Annotated in this window: 16 protein-coding genes and 1 pseudogene; 3 read left to right on the top strand and 14 right to left on the bottom strand. The window is 35.1% G+C overall.

What is annotated here, in order from left to right; genetic code table 11:
• Positions 1 to 29: 29 nt before the first annotated feature.
• Positions 30 to 1,550, top strand: coding sequence for an AAA family ATPase (locus tag IPK91_16060; protein ID MBK8298756.1), 1,521 nt, complete (start codon positions 30 to 32; stop codon positions 1,548 to 1,550).
• A gap of 404 nt (positions 1,551 to 1,954) precedes the next feature.
• Here IPK91_16060 and IPK91_16055 read toward each other — a convergent pair whose 3' ends face one another.
• From IPK91_16055 to IPK91_16045, 3 genes are read right to left on the bottom strand one after another with little or no spacing between them, the layout of a single operon-like run.
• A complete protein-coding gene (locus IPK91_16055; GenBank protein ID MBK8298755.1) occupies positions 1,955 to 2,593 on the bottom strand; it encodes a hypothetical protein in 639 nt (212 codons plus the stop codon).
• Entirely contained in the window at positions 2,586 to 2,843 is a 258-nt protein-coding gene (locus IPK91_16050) for a hypothetical protein (GenBank protein MBK8298754.1), read from the bottom strand. Before IPK91_16050 ends, IPK91_16055 begins: the two co-directional genes overlap by 8 nt.
• Positions 2,840 to 3,025 carry a hypothetical protein gene (locus IPK91_16045; GenBank protein MBK8298753.1) on the bottom strand — a complete coding sequence of 62 codons (186 nt, stop codon included), beginning with the start codon at positions 3,023 to 3,025 and terminating at the stop codon, positions 2,840 to 2,842. The genes IPK91_16050 and IPK91_16045 overlap by 4 nt, the downstream gene beginning before the upstream one ends.
• Positions 3,026 to 3,189: 164 nt before the next feature.
• Here IPK91_16045 and IPK91_16040 point away from each other — a divergent pair, with 164 nt between their 5' ends.
• Positions 3,190 to 7,311, top strand: a complete 4,122-nt coding sequence (locus IPK91_16040) for an ATP-binding protein (GenBank protein ID MBK8298752.1) — start codon at positions 3,190 to 3,192, stop codon at positions 7,309 to 7,311.
• Here the strand turns inward: IPK91_16040 and IPK91_16035 are convergent.
• The 3 genes from IPK91_16035 to IPK91_16025 are packed head-to-tail and all read right to left on the bottom strand — an operon-like array spanning position 7,308 to position 9,678.
• Entirely contained in the window at positions 7,308 to 7,796 is a 489-nt protein-coding gene (locus tag IPK91_16035) for a hypothetical protein (protein ID MBK8298751.1), read from the bottom strand. The genes IPK91_16040 and IPK91_16035 overlap by 4 nt on opposite strands.
• Positions 7,797 to 7,813: 17 nt before the next feature.
• Positions 7,814 to 9,469: a recombinase family protein gene (locus IPK91_16030; protein ID MBK8298750.1), complete on the bottom strand. Its 1,656-nt coding sequence runs from the start codon at positions 9,467 to 9,469 to the stop codon at positions 7,814 to 7,816.
• 29 nt (positions 9,470 to 9,498) lie between these two features.
• The gene (locus tag IPK91_16025) at positions 9,499 to 9,678 is read right to left on the bottom strand and encodes a hypothetical protein (protein MBK8298749.1); all 180 of its coding nucleotides are present in this window, start codon (positions 9,676 to 9,678) and stop codon (positions 9,499 to 9,501) included.
• A 122-nt stretch (positions 9,679 to 9,800) separates the two neighbouring features.
• On the opposite strand from IPK91_16025, the gene IPK91_16020 reads away from it, so the two are divergent.
• A complete protein-coding gene (locus tag IPK91_16020; GenBank protein ID MBK8298748.1) occupies positions 9,801 to 10,976 on the top strand; it encodes a type IV secretion system DNA-binding domain-containing protein in 1,176 nt (391 codons plus the stop codon).
• Between the two features lie 82 nt (positions 10,977 to 11,058).
• Here IPK91_16020 and IPK91_16015 read toward each other — a convergent pair whose 3' ends face one another.
• The 8 genes and pseudogenes from IPK91_16015 to IPK91_15980 all read right to left on the bottom strand — a co-directional run bounded on the left by IPK91_16015 (position 11,059) and on the right by IPK91_15980 (position 24,465).
• Positions 11,059 to 12,063 carry a hypothetical protein gene (locus tag IPK91_16015; protein ID MBK8298747.1) on the bottom strand — a complete coding sequence of 335 codons (1,005 nt, stop codon included), beginning with the start codon at positions 12,061 to 12,063 and terminating at the stop codon, positions 11,059 to 11,061.
• A 100-nt stretch (positions 12,064 to 12,163) separates the two neighbouring features.
• A complete protein-coding gene (locus tag IPK91_16010) occupies positions 12,164 to 12,946 on the bottom strand; it encodes a T9SS type A sorting domain-containing protein (protein MBK8298746.1) in 783 nt (260 codons plus the stop codon).
• Between the two features lie 94 nt (positions 12,947 to 13,040).
• Positions 13,041 to 13,733 (bottom strand): T9SS type A sorting domain-containing protein, encoded by a 693-nt coding sequence (locus IPK91_16005; protein MBK8298745.1) that lies wholly within the window; start codon positions 13,731 to 13,733, stop codon positions 13,041 to 13,043.
• Positions 13,734 to 13,994: 261 nt separating this feature from the next.
• Positions 13,995 to 16,229 carry a TonB-dependent receptor gene (locus IPK91_16000; GenBank protein MBK8298744.1) on the bottom strand — a complete coding sequence of 745 codons (2,235 nt, stop codon included), beginning with the start codon at positions 16,227 to 16,229 and terminating at the stop codon, positions 13,995 to 13,997.
• A 189-nt stretch (positions 16,230 to 16,418) separates the two neighbouring features.
• Positions 16,419 to 18,302 (bottom strand): cation-translocating P-type ATPase, encoded by a 1,884-nt coding sequence (locus tag IPK91_15995; GenBank protein MBK8298743.1) that lies wholly within the window; start codon positions 18,300 to 18,302, stop codon positions 16,419 to 16,421.
• 130 nt (positions 18,303 to 18,432) lie between these two features.
• Positions 18,433 to 18,720, bottom strand: coding sequence for a hypothetical protein (locus IPK91_15990; GenBank protein MBK8298742.1), 288 nt, complete (start codon positions 18,718 to 18,720; stop codon positions 18,433 to 18,435).
• 37 nt (positions 18,721 to 18,757) lie between these two features.
• Entirely contained in the window at positions 18,758 to 20,098 is a 1,341-nt protein-coding gene (locus IPK91_15985) for an efflux RND transporter periplasmic adaptor subunit (protein MBK8298741.1), read from the bottom strand.
• 11 nt (positions 20,099 to 20,109) lie between these two features.
• Positions 20,110 to 24,465, bottom strand: a pseudogene (locus IPK91_15980) (CusA/CzcA family heavy metal efflux RND transporter).
• Positions 24,466 to 24,510: the final 45 nt, after the last annotated feature.

The raw sequence follows: 24,510 nt of genomic DNA, 5'->3' as shown, positions 1-24,510 counted from the left end.
AAAATCCCTAAGAATGCTAAGATAGCTTTATGAAGTTAAGATCCCTCCGAATTTCCAACATATTAAGCTTCAAATACCACACTGATGTGGCGGATGCTGAGACTATAAATTTTGAGGAAGAATTGAATATTATTATCGGAGAAAATGGATCTGGAAAATCTACAGCACTTGAAGTAATCAACTTTATTTTTAAGAGAGTTCTGTATAAGCAATTTGATGTTAATCAGGATTTATACTCTCGTAGGTTTGCGATTTCTATTGATGAAAAGAAACAAACGATAGCACCGAAAAATGCTCAAACATATTCGGAATTCAGATTAGAACCTAACTGGGATACACCCAGCGCAGCTCAAGTAATTAGATTAGAAATAAGTCTTGACGCTATAGACTTACAAAACATTCAACACATTCAAAGCAATTCAACTAAGCTTAATTCAATATCAAGTTTATATACAGGTAGAGGAACTATTTCTCCAACTACTCCTGGTACGGATTACACTTTTGATATTACTTTAGACAAAACAACAAATGGATTTTCAGTTACAGTCGTTAGCGGCTCTCAAGATTTTGGATACGAGTACCTCACTGATTATAACTTTTATAAGGAGCTTATCTCTTTTTATAACTTAGAGAACCCAGAAGATACCCTGACTTCGTTATACGAAGGTTATACTCTAATAAGCAGCTATAGAAATTATCATGCTTTTGAAAAATCAATTTCATTAAGAGACGCGCATCCAACTCATCAAATTCAGCAAATTAAAACTAAAGACTATTCAAAAAGTTTAAATTCTAGTGATCAATCTGAGCCAAGTATATTTGGTTTAGTAAGACTACGAATAGCCGAAAAGCATTTCAATCTTATATCGGAAAAGTTTACAGAAGCTGAATGTGAAGAACAAGCCAACAATCTTGATTTCATTTTATCTATTAATAAAAGATTAAAGATTATTAACCTCGAATGCAAGATAAGATTAATCGAGTTGAGGATTTGGCAGTATGCATTTGAGTTTTTGGACACCAGAAGAGGAAAAGTTTTATCTGATATAAACAGCCTAAGTGCGGGACAAAAAGCCATCATTCATCTTGTTTTTGAAGCATATGGTCGGGGCGATTTAAAAGGAGGTGTAGTTATAATCGACGAACCTGAGATACATCTTCATTATCAATTTCCAAATGAGTATCTACAAGTCATCAGAGAATTGAACAAGGAACAAGGTTGTCAATATATTTTAGTCACTCATTCAGAAGCTTTGATTAATTCTACTACTATAAATCATGTAAAACGTTTCTCATTGAACAATACAGGAAATACAGAAATAAAAGCCCCTACAATATCCACTGAACAAAGAATATTAATAAAAATACTTGATAATACACGTGCAACTTATGCTTTCTTTGCTAAAAAAGTACTTTTGGTTGAAGTATATTCGGATAGATATTTTTATAAAGCTATAATACAAGATAAATATCCAGCTCTAGACCAACAAATTGCTGTTCTTGATATTGGTGGAAAGGGAAATTATGATGAATGGAGTCATCTTTTTTGAGATTTTTGGCCTTGTTGTCTATCGCATTGCAGATTTTGACTATGTAGTTCAAATGTTTTATTCCACTGAGAAAGGTAAGTCAATAAAAACAAGTGCTGAGGTTAGTGCATTCAAAATAAGAAATTCTGATTGGGAAATCAAAATTGATTCAGAGTATCCCAATAAAACATATATTCTAAAAAAGTGGCCCCCTAGAGCACTATATTGGAGTTTCCCATAAAGGACTAACGGAGATCATTAAATTCTGTAATGATGATTTAAGTACTTTCCTTGCAAGTACCTCCGACCCTAGAAGTATTGAAATAAAAGAAATAATGAGGCAAATTATATCATAACTCTTCATTTTAGAAGCTTTTTCAGCACTCTCCTACTATGAATACCGGCTTGCTTGGTTTTACGTGCCGCTATATTTTTCCCACACGATCACCAAATAGTACTTGGTTATTTAAATTACTCCACAACCATCGAGCAGAGTATCGTTCTTCAAAAGAAGCAGTACTCGAAACCATTTTTCTGAAATTCCTATACATCTGTTTCTGTGATCGTTTGTGTGCTTCTTCAGCAGTGTTACTTTTCAAAAGTGTTGAAACAACTAAATTTGATGGTTTAAGAAAAAGACCTGCAATACTATCATCAAGTGGTTTGGTAATTTTTTCTGGTGTATATCCAACAAAGAATTTTCTTTTGTAGCCAATAAATGATTTTGCACCATTAGTAATGAGTTTGGAGCCAAGATTTTGTCCCACTTCACAGCTACGTGCATACACTATCGAATTCTTTAAAACAGTTTCTGTATCAACTATTGGCTCATTGTTGTATCCGATTAAAATGTCTGCATTCCCATGTCCATTTAGGAAAACAACAGACGGAGAGCGAGTCTTTGTATAGCTTACAAATTCTTTTTTGTTCGATTTCTTACTCTTTAAATCATACACCTGAATATTTTTGTTTTTAGCGAAGTCAATAATTTCTTGACTCCACGCATAAAAGTATCTGGTTATCAAATCATAGTCAGGACGAGTAACGAGAAGGGATTTACTCATAGGCATAGATAGCTCCACTTGCTAAATCACGCAGAAATCCAAGCTCCATTTCCATTACTTGATTGCCGATATCATCACCCTGGCTTACATGCTGTAGGACATCGTTTTTTGTAAGTTCATCCGAGTCAACTGACATTCTTAAAGTGTCCGGCATTGTGCCAACACGTTCAAGTACCAAGCTTTTTAGTTGTTCGTTAAGCTCTGAATTCGAAATAATATCTTCTATGGAATTTTCTATTTTGTGGTTCATACAAGTATCTTTAAATTTACTAACAATTCTAAAATATTTTCTCCGATTGGTGTATCATGTTCAACTTCTAACTTCGCAGATTGCCAAGTATAAGGTTCTCCACCAATAACTGCCACCACTTCTTCTCTTGATGCTTGTGGTAGATTCGCGTATGTCTTTAAGAATTGAGCCTTTTTGTCCATGTATATATTATATATGCAACAATGGGAAAATGCAATGATCATTTTAAATTAACCTTTCAACATAGAATACTTTAGATAATTCTAATGTAAGACGGTATAAATCAAAAGATTTTAAAATATTAAAGCAAATATTCTTGTTAACTTTGAATATTTCAATTAACACAATGCCGAAACAATTTTTAAGCGAGGAGTGGCTTAGAGCGCATTTAATTAATGTCAAAGTATTGGCCGGAAAACGTTACACCCCAACGTTAAATGTTAACTTACCTATATCATCAATATTTGATGGTATAAGTAGAACAAAAGAATATTATACTTCTATCAGATTACATTATGGCATACTCGAAAGTAATTATTCGTCCATTTCAAAAAACTATGGAAACCCCAAACTCCAGAAAACTAATAATGCTTTTAAAAACAATATTATTGAGATGCTTAATATTCTTAAAATAATAAAGGAGTATGATGTCAAACCTACAAATTGGAAACGAATAAATCACTTTGCAATCAAAGCCGATAAACTTGGTCTGAAATTTATTGACGAACTTCGTAATGAAAGAGACAAATTTGATGGTAAAATGATACCAGGAAAATTTGAAGGAATAAGATCAAAAGCCGAAAGATTATCCTTAAATATAAGTAGAGTTTACGATGCACAGCGTGAACTTCGTCATTTTATCGAATATTCAACTAACACATCTGCGTTATTATCAAATAAGCCATTTTTATTTCTAAAAGGAGCCGCAGGAAGTGGTAAAACTCATCTATTATGTGATTTATTAGAAAGTCGTATTACCAAAGAACTGCCTGCTGTTTTGTTTTTTAGTGAATTCATTTCGGAAGGAGATTTATGGAGCCAATTTAGATCACAACTCCGGCTACCTCAAGAATATACAAATAAGAGGATTCTAGAATTGTTTGATAGAATGGGTAAAAGATTAAAAACACGATCACTCATTATTATAGATGCTCTTAATGAGTCGAATCCGGATAATTTTTGGGAGAGTCGCTTGAACCTTCTGCGTCTTGAGATTAGTAAATATCCGAACATTGGCTTAATAGTAAGCATTAGATCAGGGTTTGAGCAAATATTTCAAACAAATAATACTCTTCGAAATTTTGTGATCGAAGAACATATTGGTTTCAAGTTTAATGAATGGGAAGCGGTTAGCAAATATTTTCATGAATATTCAATACCGCTCCCAGAAATTCCGATTTTAACACCTGAGTTTCAAAATCCTTTGTTTTTACTCTTGTTTTGTAAAGCTTTTGAAAAACGTTCAAAAAAAAATATTAAAACAGGTAAAGAAAAACAGATATTTAGAGGACATGAAGGAGCAACATATATCTTTGAGAATTTTGTTAAAAGCTGTTCAAGTCAAATAGTAAATCAATTTAAATTACCGAAAGGCAGAACAGTAAATGGAGATCATATAATTTGGGATATAGTAATTGAAAAGGTTGCCCAAAAGATGATTGAGGCAAATAAAAACACAATATCGGAAGAATTTCTTTGTAATATAATTAATACAAGTCATCCTGAGATTAATGTTGCTGAATTGATCTTGGCACTAGATAAAAATTTATTACTAGTTAGAATACCTGCTTTTTCAAAGGCAACTAATGAAGTCGTTGGCTTTGATTTTCGCTTTCCATTTCAAAAGTTTAGTGATCATTTACTAGGGAGATATATTTTTAAAAATCTAAGAGATTCAAAAAGAAAACCAGAGAATTTTTTTTCAAAAAAATCAAAAATAGGTAAACTTTTATCAGAAAGATGGAATCTGGGTTTAATTGAAGCGTTATGCATCCAATATCCTGAACAATTTGATGGAGTTGAATTCTTTGAAGTAGCACCTCATATATCTACTTGGATTATGGTTGACGCATTTATTGAAAGCCTTATTTGGCGACGACCCACTTCCTTTGCCAGACAGCCAATTAAAGCATTTGAATATATTAATAAGAGAATTATTAACGACGACGATCGGTTTAATAAACTATTAAATGCTTCTCTAACAATCGCGGGCGTACCGAATCATCCATTTAATGCTCTATTTATTCACAAATATCACTTAAGCCTTACCTTACCAAGTCGCGATGCATATTGGAATCAATTTTTGCATTACCAATATGGGAGTCGTGAATCAGTTGATCGCTTAATAGAATGGGCATGGTCGAATCAAGATCATAGCTTTATAACAGATGATGTTCGTAAGCTTTATTCAATAGCACTTGCTTGGTTTTTGGCAAGTTCAAATAGATTTATAAGAGATCGAACGACCAAAGCTCTTGTATCACTTTTAACAGGAAAATTAAACGTAGTTGTTGAAGTGCTACAACAGTTTAAAGATGTAAATGATCCTTATATAGTAGAGCGTTTGTTTGCTGTTGCTTATGGATGTGCTTTGAGAGACTGTAGCGATAAAATAAATTTAAGAATACTGGCACAATGGTTCATTGAAAATGTTTTTGAAATTACAAACCCTCCAATTAATATTATGATAAGAGAATACGCAAGTGGTGTCATGGAAGTCGCCTTTAGAAAGAAGTTAATTCCCTCAATAACATATCAGAAAACAAAACCCCCTTATAACAGTAGTTGGCCAAAAGTAATATCAAATGAGAAAACTTTAAAGAGAAAGTATCTTTCTAAAAATAACAATTTTAGAGAAAACGGGAATGAACTCATTTGGTCATCAATTATGGCCGGTGATTTTGGTAGATATGTAATTGAGCCTACAATTAATCATTGGTCTGCAAGACGTTTACATTCTAATATCCTGTCTAAAAAAGAATTATATGAAAACTTTAAGAAAGAACTTGAACCTAAGCAGTTGAAGTTATTAAATAAACTTAATCCATATTTGGGAATTGATTTCAGCAAAGTTAAGTTTATTGTTAATACTAAACCACAAGGCATAAAGGCAATGATTGATGATTCAAAATTACAATTTGATATAGAAACCGCAAAACGACAAAAAACAATCCAAGATTTCAAGCAATCTATTTCTACCAAAAACAAGAAGTTTTTTGAAAAATATTTTGAGCCATTTCTAGATAGTATTGGGGAAATTAATGACCCCTTAGATAATTTTGACGTCAATTTAGTTCAGCGTTGGATATTACATCGTGTTGTTCAGCTGGGATGGAATCAAAAACAACATGGGATGTTCGATTCAATTATTAATCGTTCTTATAATTATGGGAGGGATGCTCATAAACCTGAACGCATTGGAAAGAAATATCAATGGATTGCATTATTTGAGATGCTGGGTATGGTGGCAGATAATTTTGAATTTAAAGAAAGTAGCTCGTCTGAAAATCCAACAAAATATATGGGGGCGTGGCAAATATTGAAAAGGGATATTGATCCATCATGTACTTTAAAAAATAAATCAATCAATTTTTCTGAAGAAATTCCAAAATTTAAAATACAAACACCAAAATACAAATCTTGGCAACCTAATAGTCCGATGGAAACATGGATAAAGAGTAGAAGAAATTTACCGAAACCTGACTCAATGGTTGAATTAACGGATACGGATGGGAAAACCTGGATTATTTTAGAAGGCTTCTATCAATGGCAAGAAGAAATACCTCTCGAATACAAAAAAAATGATCTTCCAAAAAGAACCCTTTATTATATGTTCAAAAGTTATTTGATAAAAGATGAGTATAAAGATGTATTTTATAAATGGGGAAATAAACAAAAATTCCAGGGAGGTTGGATGCCAGAATCCGATTATTTTATTCAAGTATTTATGGGAGAATACCCATCTTACCAATCATTTTTAGAGAACAGGCCAAATACATGGATTGAAGAAATTATTGATAAAAAACATAAACTACCTGCACCTTTATTAATGACCGACGAGTGCTATGGCTATGAGGGATCAACGCGTGATTGTTCTTTAGATGAGTCTCTAATGGTTAATCTTCCTTCAAAATTGATTATTGAAAAAATGAATTTGCATAATAAGTATTGTGATGGTCGTTTTTATAATGGAGAAGGTGACCTTGTAGTATGTGATGCTCATGCCTTCAATACTAAAACAAAATATTTAATAATGAGGAAGGATAAGTTGATTGCTCTCCTGAAGAATGAAAAATACGCAATATTTTGGACACTACTTGGCGAAAAGAATATCATAGGTGGTAGTCAGATTAATCAACTTTATGGGTCGCAAGAAATAAGTGGTTTCTATACCGTTGGAATAGATGAAAAACTAAAAGGAAAAATGAGTACAACAATTAAATTTCCAAAAATTTATTCTAGGCATTAGAATCTTAAAAGCGATTGATATTTCGACTTTTCTATTATTTCATCAACTGTTCCGGTATTATTTTGCCGAATTGGCAAATCGTTTCCTTTTGTTATATTTTCTTTGTTTCTTTTGTTATATGCACTTTTGTGCACTGGCCCAGTATCACTTTGTGCACTGGTTGATGTCGAAAAGTGCACTGGATTTAGAGCATAATACAAAATTGACTTACCCTTTCGATCGAGTGAGTTTTTAAGCGATTGGTTGTTCTGGTCGGTTATTGCAATTAAATCCTTTTCTGAGAGCATTTTGAGCGTTTTAGATATGATCCTGGGTGCCAGTCCGGTCTTATCCCTAAATTGACTTTGCGTTATTCTATCTCTGGTTTTCCGGTTACCAGTTGATTTATCAATCCATCCTATGGTTTGTCGGATGATAATGAGAAGAATTTTGACTTCGGCTCCAGTAAGATTGGGTAGATGCTTATCAAAGAGAATATTTGGCATTTGTGTATGTTGAAATATCATAGTTCTTGTTCATCATTACTCTCAGGTAATAATTCAAAATGCTTCAATATTTCATCCAATAAGTTCTTCATGCTTTCTCGGAGCTGTGGTGTGTCTTCAACCACTTGCAAAAAGTTGTCATTTGCGTCATATTTTGATATACAGGCATGAACATCGGATTGGTCATCAAGAGAATTTGCCATAGTGGCAATTTCTGCTGTACATTTTCGAGGGTCGTTCCGTTCGTGCCGACCTGATGAAAAATTCCACCGATTCGCTATCTCGGTAAACGGAGATTGCATTGTAATTGTTAGCTTTCTTCCTTCAATTCCAAAGTTCGAGGTGATAGAATTGATAATTATTCTTTTTTCTTCAACAATACTGTTTACATACGATTTTTTAACGTTATTTATCAGTTCGAGGAAATATTTAGCCTTTTTGAAAATAGCCTCTTTTTGATTTGAAAGATGACTCCTTTTATTTATTAATTCTTGTTGCTCAATTAGTAGCTCCTCTTTTTTTTCTTCAAACTGATCCTTATTTAACACATTATCAAGGTAAGCATCGGTAAGTCGTCCTAATTTTTGCGATAATTTATTTTCTTGTAATTTTAAAGAATCTTCAATATTGGCTTGAGTTGTTGACCAATTATTTTGCGATTGTTCTAGAAGTTCGTTTAATACTTTATCTTCCAAAGGTTGAAGCTTTACTTGTTCAAGTGAATTGATCAAAAACTTTTCTATGCGCTCTTCACGAATAGTCTTAGTTGGACAGCCTTTAGTTTGGCATCGATAATAAATATGCCCTTTTTGCTTTTCACCAATTAGAGAATATCCACAATCAACACATTTTACTAACTTACGAAACAAAAACTGATGTTTAATATTTCTCGTGTTGGTTTTACCTCTCAACACACTTTGTACTTCAGAGTAAAGTTTAGAAGAAATTAAAGGCTCGTGTTTACCCTGAAATGTTTTACTTTTTATTTTCATTACTCCTGTATAATATGGGTTGTTTAGAATCTTAGATATTCCGGTCAAATACAAAAAATTACCCCGTGTATTTCTCAATCCAAGTTTTTTCATTATTTCCGTGAGTTGTTCGAGACTATAATTTCCGGTTGCGTATAATTCAAATGTCTTTCTAACTAATGGGCCTTGCATTTTATCAACTTTTTTTAATTGACCTCGACCGGCATCTAAGTATCCTATAGGAGCATTGAATGGATAGATACCTTGTTTTAAACGGCCATATAAGCCCTTAATAGCCTCATCACGAAGATTTCTGATATAATCTGATGCAATGACCGCTTGGATGTCGGCAGCAAGACGACCACCTCGTGTATCCATATCAAGACTTTCGTGCGCAAAATGAATCTCAAATCCCTGATCCATTAAATCACCTAATATTGCCCAATCCTTTAGGTTACGAGCACTTCGATCAATTTTGTGAATTATAACTCCATGAGATTTACCAGATTTAATTAATTTCATCATTTGAGTAAACAGAGGGCGTCCTTGCTTTGCAGCAGTTTCTTGCTCCTCAAACCACTTAATAATATTCAATTGGTGCTTTTCCGCATAGCGAATTATCGCTTCTTTTTGTTCTTGAAGCGATACCCCTGTCCCTTGTTTGACGGTTGATACCCGTATATATCCATATACATTTTTCATATTGATTTAACACCTTACCATATTTATTGCTAATCATCAATGCAAATTAGATCTTTGCCCTCTTGTTCTAATCGATCACAAATTGCCTTTACTACCAATAGGTAGTTTCTGAAATTTTGTTCTGCTTCCAACAATTCTTCTTCCGTTTTCCCTTGACTGAGGTCGCGAACGAATTGAATGGGTTTTAATTCTTTATTCTCATTATCCATAAAACTATTTTAAGGGTTCTTTTTCGAGGAATATAGACGGTATTAATTGCCATTTTGGCAAGTGCCGATGTGGCAATTAATACCGTCTATATGAGTTCGATCGAAACAACTATGATAGTAAAATGGAAAATCAAACCCTAAACAAAAACATTACATACTTTGCAAAAGTCGGATGGCGAAGCGACCAGCGACTTTTTGGTATTAAACAAGCAGATAGGTTAATGCACACGTACATAATCGGTAAAACCGGAACCGGAAAATCTACATGTTTAGAAACAATGATTATGCAAGACATTCAAGCAGGAAGAGGATGCTGTTTACTAGATCCTCACGGCGATCTTGTTGAAAAAATTGTGAAGTCAATTCCAGAAGAGCGTAAGAAAGATTTAATCTATTTCAATATTGCTGATCCTAAATTGAATTTGAGATACAATCCATTTAAGCGAGTAAGTATTGAAAAAAGGTCTTTGGTTGCATCTGGCATCTTAGATGTATTCTCCAAGCTGTGGGATAGTGCCTGGGGAGTGAAATTGGAGCATATTCTTCGTCATGCAATTCTAACATTACTCGACCAACCGCAAGCAACGATTGCAGACATTGTTGAGATTTTACTTAACAAGGACTTCAGAAAAGAAGCCCTTCGATATGTCAAAAGCGAAAGCGTCAAGAAATTCTGGAAACGTGAATTTCCAGAATATATGAAATATGATTTATTACCGGTAATGAACAAGATAGGTGGAATGTTGGTGCATCCGGCAATTAGACGAGTTTTGATTGAAAACACAGAAGAAGTTTCGCTACGCAAAGCAATGGATGAAAAGAAAATAGTTCTAGTTAATCTCTCTAAAGGACATGTCGGAGCTGATGTATCCCATATTTTAGGTGCTCTTTTTATCACCTCAATTGCTTCGGCTGCTTTCAGTCGTGTGGATACTCCTGAAGAAAACCGGATTCCATTCATGGTTTACATGGATGAGTTTCACAACTTCACTACATTATCCTTAGTCAATATGTTTTCAGAACTACGCAAATTCAAAGTCGGTATGACATTAGCACATCAATACATGAATCAATTAGATGATGATATTAAAAGCGCAGTGCTTGGTAATGCCGGAACTGTTATTTCCTTTAGAATCGGAACGGAAGATGCAATGCACATGGCGAAAGAAATGTATCCTGAATTTGATGTTGAAGATTTTATTAATCTTCCTAACTACAAAATTTATTTAAAACTGATGATTGATGGAAAACCTAGTAGACCATTTAGCGCCCTTACCACACTGCATCATAGTATGTAATTTGGCTAAAAAAGGAAGCTTAAACTCCATACGGTTAATCGCATGGATTCAAATGTCAAAAACAGAACAAATAATAAGGATTTTATTCCAATGTTTTGCTTGTTGCAAAAAATCGGTACGACAAACCAAAAGTTGCAGAAAATTCAGAACCAACCTGTGACTTGGTTACATATTGATAAACGGGAATATCAGTTAGTGCGTACACAACAAACTTTCCATGTGTCAGACTAAGTTGTGGTGCAATAAAAATCTTTTTATAGCCAGTAGCTTCCGGATCATAATTTGGATAAGCATTAAGCAGAATCGTTTCATTGAGTTTCATTTTATCCACCCATTCCCCTCTCACTTGAAGTGTTACTCCCAGATTTTCAAAATAGGTTCTACTTACAAACAAACCAAAACTTGCATAATCGCCTAGTTTTTCTCCGATTGGATTCCAGCCTTTTTTAATGTACAGGGCATTTGCAAAAATGCGGAAGTTTTGCAATGGATATGATCTTGCTCCAAAAAGATAGAAGATAATGTCCTGGGCTCCCGATGAAAGCTGCACTGCCTGTGGGTTTGTTACATAAAATGTTTTACCTGAAAATGGTTCTATATTCCCCGTTGAATCATTATAACTTCCCAATGGAATTTTATAAGCTAAACCTAAAGTTAATTCGGTACGATGATTTTCTTCCGTTCGATTGATGATATCGTATCGTGGAAAGAAAATCAGATCTCCAATTCCAGAAGATGAATAAGTAGTCGAAGGATTATTATTTAAACCGACTTCCTTTTTTGAAAAATAATAGCCGCTTTCTAAGGACATGGTAAAATTGTAGCTAACACCATATGCTAACCTGAAGTATTGATAAGAGCTACTAAAATTGTCAAAATACTTTTGCTCATCTCTTGCATCACCTTTGTAAAATTGGCTGGTATTTATAAATTGAAAATTTGTATTCAGCTCGACTTGTCTTTCCAACAATACACCCTGGGAAGCACCACCTGCAATCGGGCTTCCACTGCCGCCTGCGCAACATTGCGCAAACAAAGATTTTGTACCTGAAAGTAAGCACAGTAAGAATATTAATTGAAACTTCATGTAAAGTCAGCAATAATTTTTTTTGGTCGTAAGGATGAACCACAAAACATACCCAATATACTTTTCAATAAACTGCCAAATCTTAATCTTAAAAGAAGAATTAATGCGCTACAGAGAATTTAGCTAATTTGCTTTTGTTTTCATAGGACAATTTAACAAAATAAATACCCTGATTATAGTTTGCCATATTTACGTTCAATGAATTCTCTCCGCTTGCAAGTTTTCCTGAAAAAACAGTTTGTATCAATTTACCTTCTACATTTAACAAATCCATTTTTACATTGGCTGCTTTTTCAAGATTGAAGCTAACTACTGTTGATTCTTTTACGGGATTCGGTGAAATTGTTAAAGTTGATTCGGTATTGTTCTGATCCGATGTTCCTGTGAGTATTAATGCAGTATTAATAGCTTTTTGGAGATTGGTTGGATTTACAGTATTATTTACATTGTAATATACTTTATGATCATTTCCAGCCACTACAACAATTTTAGGCATTCCATCCGAACCATAATCGCTCATTTTTATTTTTGAATTGGAAAATCTCAAGGAGTACGAATTTTGCTCAATTCCATTCGAAGTACACCAGCTACCCAATGATTGGCAATTGGTATTTGCATAGTCGTCCACCATATAATAGTATACTTTGTTTGGATTGCTTACCTGGAAGTCTTTGACGATATTGTAAGCTGTGATTGCAGGACCTGTGCAGGCACCACAGGGCATTACCCAAACCATGACGATCACTTTTCCAGAGTCAAGGTCTTTAAAAAGCTCATGCGAAACGCCCGAACAATCATTTGCGGTAAAGTTGGTAGCATTGGTCTGAGCCATAATCATGGCGGTAAACGCTACAAAAAGCACAGAAAGTAATTGATTTTTCATTTTCCTAAATTTATGAACTCAAATATAAAAAGCTATGGAGCCTATTTTTCTCTTTCGACAAGTTTTTAATTACTTCACAGAATAGAATATTACTTTATGGTCTTAATGATCCTTTTTGTAGTCGAATAGTTTGAAGCACTTGCTCATTCGGGCCTATTAGTTTTATAAAGTAAAGTCCATCCATCAAATGGCTAGTGTTATAACTTTTTCTTTGCATCGCTTCAAACGAAGTCACTTTTTTGCCCAATATGGAATACAAATCAATCCTGGTAAGCCCCTGGTTATAATCAACAAAGAATTCATTGTAAGTAGGGTTCGGATACACTTTGATTTCAATATTCTTAACCTCGTTATTGGAAACGATTTTATTAAACAAGTAATCGACTTTTAGCTTTTTGGATGTATCTTCTTTTTCATAGACCCACATTACAATATGTGCTGCTCCATCAGTGCCATCATCCGTAACATACACGTCTAAAAGGGTTGAATCATTTGCTTTAATTACATTTGGATAGTTGTCCGGGCATTTACCAACTAGAGGACTGTAACACAAATTTGCATCGCATATATACGTATTCCAATCCACCGGTAATTGAATAATTTCGCGGATCCAGGACACTTTTATGGTACCGTTCGTATTATTTTTAACAGTGCCATGTGCCTTGTGACTTGTCATGTCAGGAATGAAAGAAATGCTATTTGGATTAGGCGTCACAATGAACCTTTGATTTTGTGCAAAAAGTCCATTCGTACATAAAATACAGATAATCAAGTAAATATATTTCATTGGTCTTGATTTTTTTTATACAATTGTAAAGATAATTATTTCATAAGACTTAGCAAAGCGACCCCTAATAAAATGTTTGAGTTCTCATCCTCAAACAAGATTGTTTTGAGCTGTCATATTACTATAGAAAATAGCGATTTGGAGAATTCTCATTAATACATCTAATTGCAATTGCCTAAAGAATTAATATTACGAAATATATTATTTGTTTCATTTTAGTTTTATTTTTAAATTATTTATGATTGCATGCTGCAATTCAGTTTATAGTTTTATCCCAACACTTATATATGCAGCTCTACCTTCTCCAGGTATCAAGCCTGGTCCAGGATTACCACCTGCTCTCCTCGTTGCGTATATTTCGTCAAACATGTTGTTTAAGCCCACTCTTACATTGTAATTTTTAAGAAATCGGTATTCAACCGATAGATCGTAGATGTTGTACCCTTCAACTTTTCCATTTGTACCTGTGGCATTAGGTGTTTCGGTATTGGTAGCATCTGTAAATACACTTGAAGAAATTCTTGTTTGAATCGTTGCGGTAAATCCATCATTATTATAGCTTAGTCCAATATTATGTATGTTTTTTGGAGCGTATTCCACCAATTTGTTTTTTAAATTTTCTTCTATAATAATTACGTTCGGGGCAGTTCCAGTAATTTTTGTGGTTTTAAAATCTGAATATTTTGCATCAATAAATGCCAGGGAGGCAAACACGTTAATGTTACCAACTAAATTTTGAATGTGCAGAACTTTTGAAATATTTAAGTTTACATAAGCTTCGAAACCAGTATTAAATGATTTGCCTAAATTAGTTCTAAACTGATAAGTTGCTTTTGTTGGGTCGTTATCCGCATATCTTCTTATTATACCAATTCTGTCATTATACTGAATCCAGAAATAACTGACATCAAAATCCAATACATCAGAAAATAAAGAACCTCTATAACCAAAATCCATATTGTAACCGTTGGCATCCTTAAGATTTTGATCTATCACATCTGTTGTTGCAGGAGGAACCATATCGGAGAACAAAACCGGACGATAGGCTTGTGAGAAATTAGCATAAAAATTCGTAGTATTTAGTTTATACTGTGCACCTAGAGCTGAAAGAAATACTTGCCTCGATATGGTTTGTGGAATCACATTTACATCTGCTCCAATTTCTATGTTTAATCTTCCCTTTATCTTAGAAACAATATTTTCAATGCGAAAGCCGGGAGTGATGCTAAACTTATCTGTTATTTTTATTTGATTTTCTGCAAATAATGCAATATTATCAGTAGTAAATTCCAAATCAGTTGGGAATTTATCAGTTAATAAATCGATATTATAATCAAAACCTGTATCTCCTTTTCCTTTTTGTCTTCTGGTTGTATTTGCAATATAATACCTAGCACCTATAGCCAGATTATTATTTAATTTCCCTAATTTATATTGGTATAACATTCGCAATTCCGCACCGATATTTTTATACTCATCTCTATCAACTTGCCTGTTGTTGTAATCATTTAGGGCAATATTTATACTGTCTTTTATATTAGGTGTAGCTAAAAAACCAATACTATTTCGTTCAGCTATTAAAGCAAATACTTTAGTGTTTAGGCTTAGTTTGTTGCTTATTTTAGTATCAAAATTTAAAGCAAATAAATTCCAGGGAGCACTAAACCAATTTCTTTGTCTTACTGATTGTTGACTATTTTGTTTGAATTGTACATCCGTAAGTCCACCTGACTGTTGAATTTCGTATGCCATATTGGTATATTCAGCAGAAATACTTGTATTCTCGGAGAACTTGTATTTTAAAAACGCGTAACTGTTGGATACTTCATATCTTCCATTTTGTCGCCAACCATTTCCTTTCCTGCTTTGGTTGAAAACATTGTAACTAATTTTTTTCGTCTTACCGCTTATTGAATTATAAGTACTAATCAGACCATTACTACCCAATGTATTTTGTGATTGAAAAGTAAATGGTTTATCACCATTTTCCCTTTTTAAAATGTAATTGAGAAGACCGCCAAATTGAGGCCCAAACTGTAATGCAGCACCACCTCTTACTATTTGTATTTTCTCGACTGCTTCCATTGGTGGATTATAATAAGATTCGGGATAACCAAACACATCGCTGGAGATATCGTATCCATTTTGCCTTGTATTAAATTCCCAACTTCTATTGGGGTTTAATCCTCTGACACCTACAGCTATTTGTATACCAGAGCCATCATTTTCCCAAATACTAACACCTGGCACTCTTGAAAATATTTGTCGTGAATTATTTGTAGTCAGATTAGCATCAATTTTTGATAACCTTATTACTTCATTCTTTTTGCCAGAAAAAAGTGCAGTTTCTTCGATATCATTCAGTCGTTCAGGAACTGGCAGTTTATCAATTATTATTACTTCTTTGAGTGTTGCATCAGGTATTGTATCATGTGCAATAGCTATGGCAAACTGGAAAAGAAATAGTCCAGTGAAAATGATTGTATATGTATTCATTATTTAATTAATTTGTTAATCTTCACTCAAAATTAATTCATTACCAAATGAGTAATTTGTGAAGTTGGTAAAACAAGTTGTCCAAAACGGAATTACTGTAGTCTGAGTTCATTGTCACACTTCAATTTATTGCGACTATTGTATACAGCAACCAAAGGATTATTCAGTGATTTATAAATTGACAATGTATTATTCAAATTTCATCAGGTTTAAACTAATCAAAATTACAATCAATGTCACTCCAACATCCGCAGCAATTGCTAATACCAAATTGCTGAAACCAACTAATGCCAGAATAATAAAAACAACTTTTACAAGTATGGCAGCAATCGTATTAAATTTTATGGTATTGACTGTTGCTTTGCTCAATCGAATGAGAAATGGGATGAGTGAAAGCTTATCGTTCATCAATGCGATGTTTGCAGTTTCAATAGCAGTATCACTTCCGGCAGCACCCATTGCGATACCCACAGATGAGAGTGCCAATGCCGGTGCATCGTTTACACCATCTCCTACCATGGCTACATTTTTATATTGAGACGTAATTTCTTTGACGCGCGTTACCTTATCTTCCGGTAACAATCCGCCGTAAAACTTTTTAATACTTACAATCTGTGCAACATATTTTGCTGAGGCTTCTAAATCACCTGTTAGCATGATAGGCTCAATGTTCATTTCGATTATTTTTTTGAGTGCGTCGATACTATCTGGTTTTATTTCATCCATTAAACCAATAATACCCGCTACTCCTTTTCCGAAGCTAACTACGACACTTGTTTTTCCTTGCTCAGAAAGTTGTTTGACTATTTCTATGGCTTCATCGCTTACTGGTTGGTGTTCACTAATAAAATTGAGTTTACCAACAAATATGGTTTCATCTTCACATACCAAACATTTTGCCATGGCGCCTTTACCAATGATACTTTCAAATTTTTCAGTTTTATGAATTTCAAACCCTTCTTTCCGGGCTGCATCAACAATAGCTTGTGCCAAAGGATGTTCGCTAAAAATTTCTGCACCGGCACTACAGGCCAAAAGTTCTTCCCGACTGGTTCCTTGTAAGGGAAAGACATCTGAAACAACCGGATTGCCATATGTGATTGTTCTTGTTTTGTCCAGGCAGATCGCCTTGATATGAGCCAATGCTTCAAGATATTTTCCTCCTTTCACAAGTGCGCCTTTTGATGAGGCGTTACCCAACGCGGCATAGATTGCTACTGGTGTCGATATCACCAATGCACAAGGGCAAGCGATGACCAACAATGTAATTGCTTGTTCCAGCCAATGGTTTAAATCCTGATTCAAAAGAAAAACTGGAATGATAAAAAGTAAGCTTGCTATAACTATAATAGATGGCGTGTAAATTTTTGCAAAACGCTGAATGAATTTTTGTGTAGGACTCTTGTTAGCGCTCGCTTCAAAAGTAAGCTGAATGATTTTAGAAAAAGTCGTATCAGCAGAAAGCTTAGTGGTTTTGATTTCTATAAAACCACTTTTGTTGAGCGTACCGGCAAATACAGTGTCGCCCTTGTATTTATCTTTTGGAATTGCTTCTCCTGTGATCGTAGCCTCATCAATGGCTGATTCTCCTGACTCAATAATTCCATCAAGAGGAATCATGTCATGTGGTTTTACCTGAATGATGGTATTTATCTGAACTTTATCAATTGGGATTTCTGTTTGACTTTCTTTTACAAATGCAGTTTTAGGCGATTTAGAAATGAGTTCATCCAAAGCGGACTTGCTGTTTTCAATACCGATTTTTTCAAGGCGTTCACCCAAAACATAGAGTACTATGACTACAGCAGCTTCGGGGTATTCTCCAAGATAAAAAGCACCAACAACCGCAATGAGCATGAGTAAACTGATGCTGCTGAAATTGAGTTTTACGAGTGCTTTTAATCCGCTCCAAATTACAGGATGCCCAATGCCAATAATGAATGCGGCAAAAATGAAAGGAGCATAGGGCATTGGTATGTGAATGCCAAGAAGAGATAACACTTCCAATGCAATCACGATGGCGATCGCAATCAAAAGGAAGATGAATTTATTGTCGTGTAATGGAAGTTTCATTGGCTTGAAGTTTTTTTCTTCATTTATTCAATTAGGCCCCGACAGAGGAGTCGAAACCTCTGATCTTTTTTGCATCATTAAGAGCAAAAAATGTTTTACATTTAAACTATTGGGGTATATAAAGGATCATTTAATGATTATGACCATCTCCTTCCTTATGATTATGACCATCTCCTTCTTTATGTTCGTGAACCTCCTTCAAATCGGAATTGCACACAGGACATTTACCAGGTTTCTCATAGGTTTTTCCTTTCTCGCAATCATTGGCACATTGATAAACGTGATGATGTGCCTCACCTTCTTTGTGTTCGTGCTTAGATTGCTTGTTTTCTTTTTTTGTTTCGGCGTTTCCGCAAGATGTAAATCCAAATGCTATAGCAGTGAATAACATCATAATAAAAAATACTTTTGTTTTCATTTTTTAACTATTTAGTTATTAATAATTTTTAATTGAATTAATGAGCATGCCCTTCACCTTTATTCGTCATTTTTGCTAAAATAAAAAAAGCACCATTGGTGACAATTTTTGAATTAGGCGGAATTTCTCTTAACAAAGTGATTTCGCTGTAGCCCACATCGGAGGTGCCTTTACGAACGGGAATTTTTTCAAACGTCGTTCCTTCCTCTCTTTGTGCACCTTTTTCCTTATGTGTACCTTTTTCTTTATGATCTCTTTCTTCCTTTTCGCTATGCTGATGTCCATGCTCGTCATGTTCATGTGTTTCTCCGGGTTCTTTATGTTCGTGATGTTCTTCTTCAGCATGTGCATCTGAGACAATGAAGATGTAATCCTGCCCCTCATGATTGATAATGGCAGTTGTTGGGACCGCGTCTACATTAGCATTTTCCAGACTTACCAAGGCAGTAATGGACATACCATCAATGAGCCCTTTTTTGTTGCCTTGTACTTTTGCGTGTACTGCTATCGCTTTGTTGGCTTGTTCAAACGTATTGCTTATACTAAAAACCACGGCGTCATATTCCTTACCCGGGTTATTGGTAAGAGTAAAATGGATAGTCTGCCCTACTTTTAATTTTGCCAAATCCTTTTCATAAACATATAAATCCAGATGCAATTGACTATTGTCCACTATTTCGGCAATCGAGTTATTTGCTTCAACAAAACTGCCGATGTTTACCATTACATTGCTAATGGCACCATTAATCGGACTTGTTATACTTACAACTGTCTGTATGTTTTCGCTAGTGAGTGCGGCGGTGCTAATACCGATTGACTCAAGCTGCTTCTTCAAACTTGCCTTACGTGCACTTAATGTTTTTAGTTCGGCCTCACTTGATTGTAGGTTTTTTAATGCTCCTGCGTTTCCTTCCTGCAATTCTTTCTGACGATTATATTCGTGTTGCGCTAAATCTGCTTTTGCCAACACAGAAATATATTCTTCCTGCATTGCAATAAAAGCGTTATTTGTGATCCTGGCGATAGTTTGTCCTTTTTTTACAGGATTACCTGTCTGAATCAAAATAGATTTGATAACACCACCCATCATGGCTGTGGCTGTAGCTTTGTTTTGATTTGGCACCTTTAATATGCCATTGGCTTTTACTGAAGCAGTGAGTTGCTTTTTCTCAATACTACCCAATTCGATTTTTATGGATTTCATTTGTTCGGCGGTGAGCATAGTCGTATTGGTGTTTTCATGCTCATCATGGTGTCCTTCTTCTCCATGCGCAGTTTCTTCGCCGTGATTATGTGGATCAACCTTCTTACGATCGCCACATGAAGAAAGTAACAAGCTCATTGTTGCAATAGATATGATTAAAATAAACTTATTCATCTTGAACTATTTTATTTGTTGATTATGAAATTAATATTAATTACCGATTGATTCAGTTGGTTTACCGATTGCAGAGCATTGAGATGAACATCGATTGCGGTTTGCAATGCCTGGGTATATTCGATGTAACCTATGTCGCCACTTCTAAATCCTATCCTTGCTGTATTGATGATGATGTCTACATTGGGGATTGCAATTGATTTATAATAATTGTATTGGGAGTAATTTTGATTGTACTGCTGAAAGGCGTTTTCCAATTGCAATTGCAATACCACCGCTCCGCTCTCGGCTTCTTTTAGTAAAGATTGCTGTTTGTAATTGAGTGATTTAATTTTTGCAGAGTTGCTGAAAAATGTAAGGGGAATGTTGATGCCAATATTTATTCCCTGAAAGCGTTTGCTTCGGTCAAAAAACACATCTTCCCCATCTACCATTTGTGTTCCAATTAAAGATTGATTGAAATAACCAACTGTAAAATCGGGTAATACTGCTGATTTTTCTACTCTTTTGTTTTGTTCTGCAATGATTGCTTGCTGATACATTAATTTAATGGAAGGATTATTATTAATCAGCGAAGTATCTAAGTTGTTGCTTATGGTTAATGGCTCAAATGTTTCATTCTCGCTGATTTCAAAATTTTCATCCGTATTCATCAGTACTTTTAGAGAATTGTATGCCATTGCATATTCGGTTTCGTTTTGTTTGAGCAGAAGTGAAAGCTGTCCCCGTTTGGTTTCGGCCGTTGTCTTTTCTAATAAATTGGTTTCACCTGACTTATATCGCAGTGCAGCAGCTTTCACAAAATCGTTCAGCAAGCTGTCTAAAGATTGCAATTGCTTTTTGGCTGATTGCAAATACAACAACTGATAGAAATTAGATTGTACCTGTGCTTTATCAGGTTAATGGTAGCTTGCTGCCGCAGTTCACTTCCTAGTAATTCCGCTTTATACAAGCGGGTTTTAAGCAGTAAAGTAAGTGGGAAATGGAATGGTTTGTGAAATCTCAAATGCATTATCCTTTTGTATGCTATTGAACTGTCCGTACTGAAAGTTGATTTCTGTCTTTGGTAGTTCAAACACCGATTTCCGTAATGCGCTGGAAGATTGTACGCTTAGTTGTTGCGATTGCAATTCCAGGTTATTTTTTAACGCCGTAGATATAGCATTCTCAACCGTAAGGGTTTTTGGCAATGCTTGTGAATGGATATCACTGAAAGAGAATATCGCAATCAATAAAATAATTTTAGTCATAACTCCTTATAAATTTTACTTTTTTTAGAAAACAAAATATATAGCAATGGCAATACAAAAAGGGGTAAGAAATGTTGCTGTGATAAGTCCGCCAATTACAACGGTGGCCAATGGTTTTTGAACCTCAGCGCCGGCACCATGCGAAAGCGCCATCGGCAAAAATCCAGTGAGGCTACCGTAGCAGTCATTAACACAGGCCGCAATCGGATTTTAGTGCCTTCCTTTATTCTTTGCAGAATGTCAGTAACTCCTTCTTTCTCCAATTGATTAAATGTGCCGACTAATACAATTCCATTCAAGACAGCCACTCCAAACAATGCAATAAATCCTACCCCTGCAGAAATGCTAAAAGGCATGTCACGAATCAATAATGCAAAAACACCGCCGATAGCAGCCATTGGTATAGCTGTAAAAATGAGCGTTGCTTGTGAAATAGATGTGAATGTAAAATAGAGTAGCATAAAGATAAGTGCAAGAGCAACCGGTACAGCAACCATCAATCGTGCTGATGCTGCTTGTAAATTTTCGAATGTTCCTCCATAGGTATAATAATATCCTTCCGGTAATTTTACTTTTTCATCCAATTGTTTTTGAATGTCAGTGACCACACTAGCCACATCTCTACCTTTGACGTTAAAACCCACTACAATTCTACGCTTTCCATCTTCACGACTTATTTGTGCCGGACCCAATTCCATTTTTATTTCTGCAACCTGGGATAATGGAATTTGAGTTCCGTTAGCGGTGGGTATATACAAATGACTTACGTCTTCTATATTGTTTCTGTGAGTACTGTCCAAGCGGACCACCAAATCGAATTTTCGTTCATTTTCAAATACAACGCCCGCTTCACCACCTGCAAAAGCGGTGCTGACAATATGATTAATGTCCTCAATATTTAAACCATTGTTTGCAATTTGCGCACGATTATAGTTGATAACAATTTGTGGCAGACCTGCCACTCGTTCAACACTGGGTTCTGTGGCGCCTTCCACATTATTGACAACCGCATTTACTTTGTTGGCATACTTTAAAAGGGTGTCCATATTTTCGCCAAATATTTTTACTGCTACATCTTGTCTTATGCCTGTCATTAGCTCATTAAAACGCATTTGTATAGGTTGACTTTTTTCAAAGAATACTCCGGGAATGTTTTCTAATTTTCATAAATTTCATCCGCCAGCTCATCATAAGAAATATCCCGTTTCCATTCACTTTTGAGGTTTGAGTATAATCATCATATCACTGGCTTCAGGTGGCATTGGGTCTGTAGGCACTTCAGCACTTCCTGTTTTACCTACCACCATTTTGACCTCATCAAATTCTTTGATTAGCCGGAAGCCTGCATCGATGTTTCTATACTTTGCGATAATGATGTGCCTTGGATAAGATGCAATGAAATGCAAAATCGCCTTCTGCCAATGTTGGAATAAATTCGCCACCCATTCTTGAAAAAATAACAGAAGTAATAATAAATATTGCAACAGTTAATCCAACCACATAAAGTTTAGCTTTGATAGCCATTTGCAAAAGTGGTGCATAAATACGCTGAAAAAATTCCATCATTCTGTCGCTGAAAGTTCGTTTGTGTGAAACATTTTTTGATAAAAACTGTGCACACATCATTGGTATATATGTAATTGATAAAATCAAAGCACCAAAAATTGCAAAACCAACTGTCTGTCCCATTGGTCTGAACATTTTACCTTCAATACCTATGAGAGTAAGTATTGGTATATATACTATCAGGATAATGATCTCACCGAATGCAGCACTGTTTCTGATCTTTGAGGCCGATTTGAAAACTTCCGCATCCATTTCAGCCTGACTAAGTCTATCAATTCTTTTGCGTAAACCCAGATGATGCATCGTGGCCTCTACAATTATTACGGCACCATCTACAATCAAACCAAAATCAATTGCACCCAAACTCATCAAATTTGCGCTCACGCCAAATACATTCATCATTCCCAATGCAAACAACATGGATAAAGGAATGGCTGATGCTACAATCAGTCCTGCACGAAGGTTTCCCAGGAATAAGACCAAAATGAAAATTACAATCAATGCTCCTTCAATCAGGTTTCTTTCAACAGTTGAAATTGCACGATTTACTAAGTCGGTTCTGTCTAAATAGGGTTCTATGACTATATCAACCGGTAGTGATTTTTGAATGGTTTGCATTTTCTCTTTCACACGGTTTACGACTACAGCGCTATTTGCACCTTTCAGCATCATCACTACACCACCAACTGCATCAACTTCACCATTAAAAGTAAGTGCTCCGTAACGAACTGCAGATCCGAAACGAACATCGGCCACATCTTTAATTAAAATGGGAATCCCGTTGGGGCTATTCTTAACTGCAATATTTTTGATATCATCAAAAGAACCAATCAATCCTACTCCGCGAATAAAATAAGCATTCGGCTTTTTGTCAATGTATGCTCCGCCGGTGTTTTCGTTGTTCTGTTCTAAAGCCGTAAAAATTTCAGGAATGCTTATCCCCATTGCAATCATACGGTCCGGATTGACAGCTACTTCGTATTGTTTAAGTTGTCCTCCAAAACTATTTACATCTGCAATGCCAGGTGTACCATACAATTGACGCGCAACAATCCAGTCCTGCATCGTGCGCAGATCCATTGCTGTGTATTTATTTTCACTACCCTTTTTTGGGTGAATGATATATTGGTATACCTCCCCTAAGCCCGTACTAACAGGCGCTAATTCAGGAGTACCAATTCCCTCAGGAATCTTTTCTTCTGCTTCTTTTAGTTTTTCATTAATGAGTTGCCGTGCGAAATAGATGTCCACTTTGTCATCAAATACAGCAGTAATTACTGAAAGCCCAAAACGAGAGATACTACGCAGCTCCACCAAATCCGGTAAGTTGGCTACGCTTTGTTCGATAGGGTATGTCACTAATTGTTCGACTTCCTGTCCGGCAAGAGTTGGACATAGTGTTATTATTTGAACCTGGTTGTTGGTGATATCAGGAAGGGCATCAATGGGTAATTTACCCGCACTCCAAACGCCCCAAATAATGAGAGCAAATGTCATCAAGCCAATGATGAATTTATTATGTATGCTAAAAGCGATGATTTTATCTAACATATTTTAATCAGTATAATGAATGAAAAATTGATTACTTAAAAAGCA

Source organism: Saprospiraceae bacterium (genome assembly GCA_016712145.1).
GTDB lineage: Bacteria > Bacteroidota > Bacteroidia > Chitinophagales > Saprospiraceae > Vicinibacter.
This window is presented reverse-complemented; position numbering and strand designations above follow the sequence as displayed.

Bases quoted from the DNA above. Each gene is read 5' to 3' on its own strand.
- IPK91_16060 (MBK8298756.1), top strand. From the start codon at position 30: ATGAAGTTAAGATCCCTCCGAATTTCCAACATATTAAGCTTCAAATAC.
- IPK91_16055 (MBK8298755.1), bottom strand. From the start codon at position 2,593: ATGAGTAAATCCCTTCTCGTTACTCGTCCTGACTATGATTTGATAACC.
- IPK91_16050 (MBK8298754.1), bottom strand. From the start codon at position 2,843: ATGAACCACAAAATAGAAAATTCCATAGAAGATATTATTTCGAATTCA.
- IPK91_16045 (MBK8298753.1), bottom strand. From the start codon at position 3,025: ATGGACAAAAAGGCTCAATTCTTAAAGACATACGCGAATCTACCACAA.
- IPK91_16040 (MBK8298752.1), top strand. From the start codon at position 3,190: ATGCCGAAACAATTTTTAAGCGAGGAGTGGCTTAGAGCGCATTTAATT.
- IPK91_16035 (MBK8298751.1), bottom strand. From the start codon at position 7,796: ATGCCAAATATTCTCTTTGATAAGCATCTACCCAATCTTACTGGAGCC.
- IPK91_16030 (MBK8298750.1), bottom strand. From the start codon at position 9,469: ATGAAAAATGTATATGGATATATACGGGTATCAACCGTCAAACAAGGG.
- IPK91_16025 (MBK8298749.1), bottom strand. From the start codon at position 9,678: ATGGATAATGAGAATAAAGAATTAAAACCCATTCAATTCGTTCGCGAC.
- IPK91_16020 (MBK8298748.1), top strand. From the start codon at position 9,801: ATGGAAAATCAAACCCTAAACAAAAACATTACATACTTTGCAAAAGTC.
- IPK91_16015 (MBK8298747.1), bottom strand. From the start codon at position 12,063: ATGAAGTTTCAATTAATATTCTTACTGTGCTTACTTTCAGGTACAAAA.
- IPK91_16010 (MBK8298746.1), bottom strand. From the start codon at position 12,946: ATGAAAAATCAATTACTTTCTGTGCTTTTTGTAGCGTTTACCGCCATG.
- IPK91_16005 (MBK8298745.1), bottom strand. From the start codon at position 13,733: ATGAAATATATTTACTTGATTATCTGTATTTTATGTACGAATGGACTT.
- IPK91_16000 (MBK8298744.1), bottom strand. From the start codon at position 16,229: ATGAATACATATACAATCATTTTCACTGGACTATTTCTTTTCCAGTTT.
- IPK91_15995 (MBK8298743.1), bottom strand. From the start codon at position 18,302: ATGAAACTTCCATTACACGACAATAAATTCATCTTCCTTTTGATTGCG.
- IPK91_15990 (MBK8298742.1), bottom strand. From the start codon at position 18,720: ATGAAAACAAAAGTATTTTTTATTATGATGTTATTCACTGCTATAGCA.
- IPK91_15985 (MBK8298741.1), bottom strand. From the start codon at position 20,098: ATGAATAAGTTTATTTTAATCATATCTATTGCAACAATGAGCTTGTTA.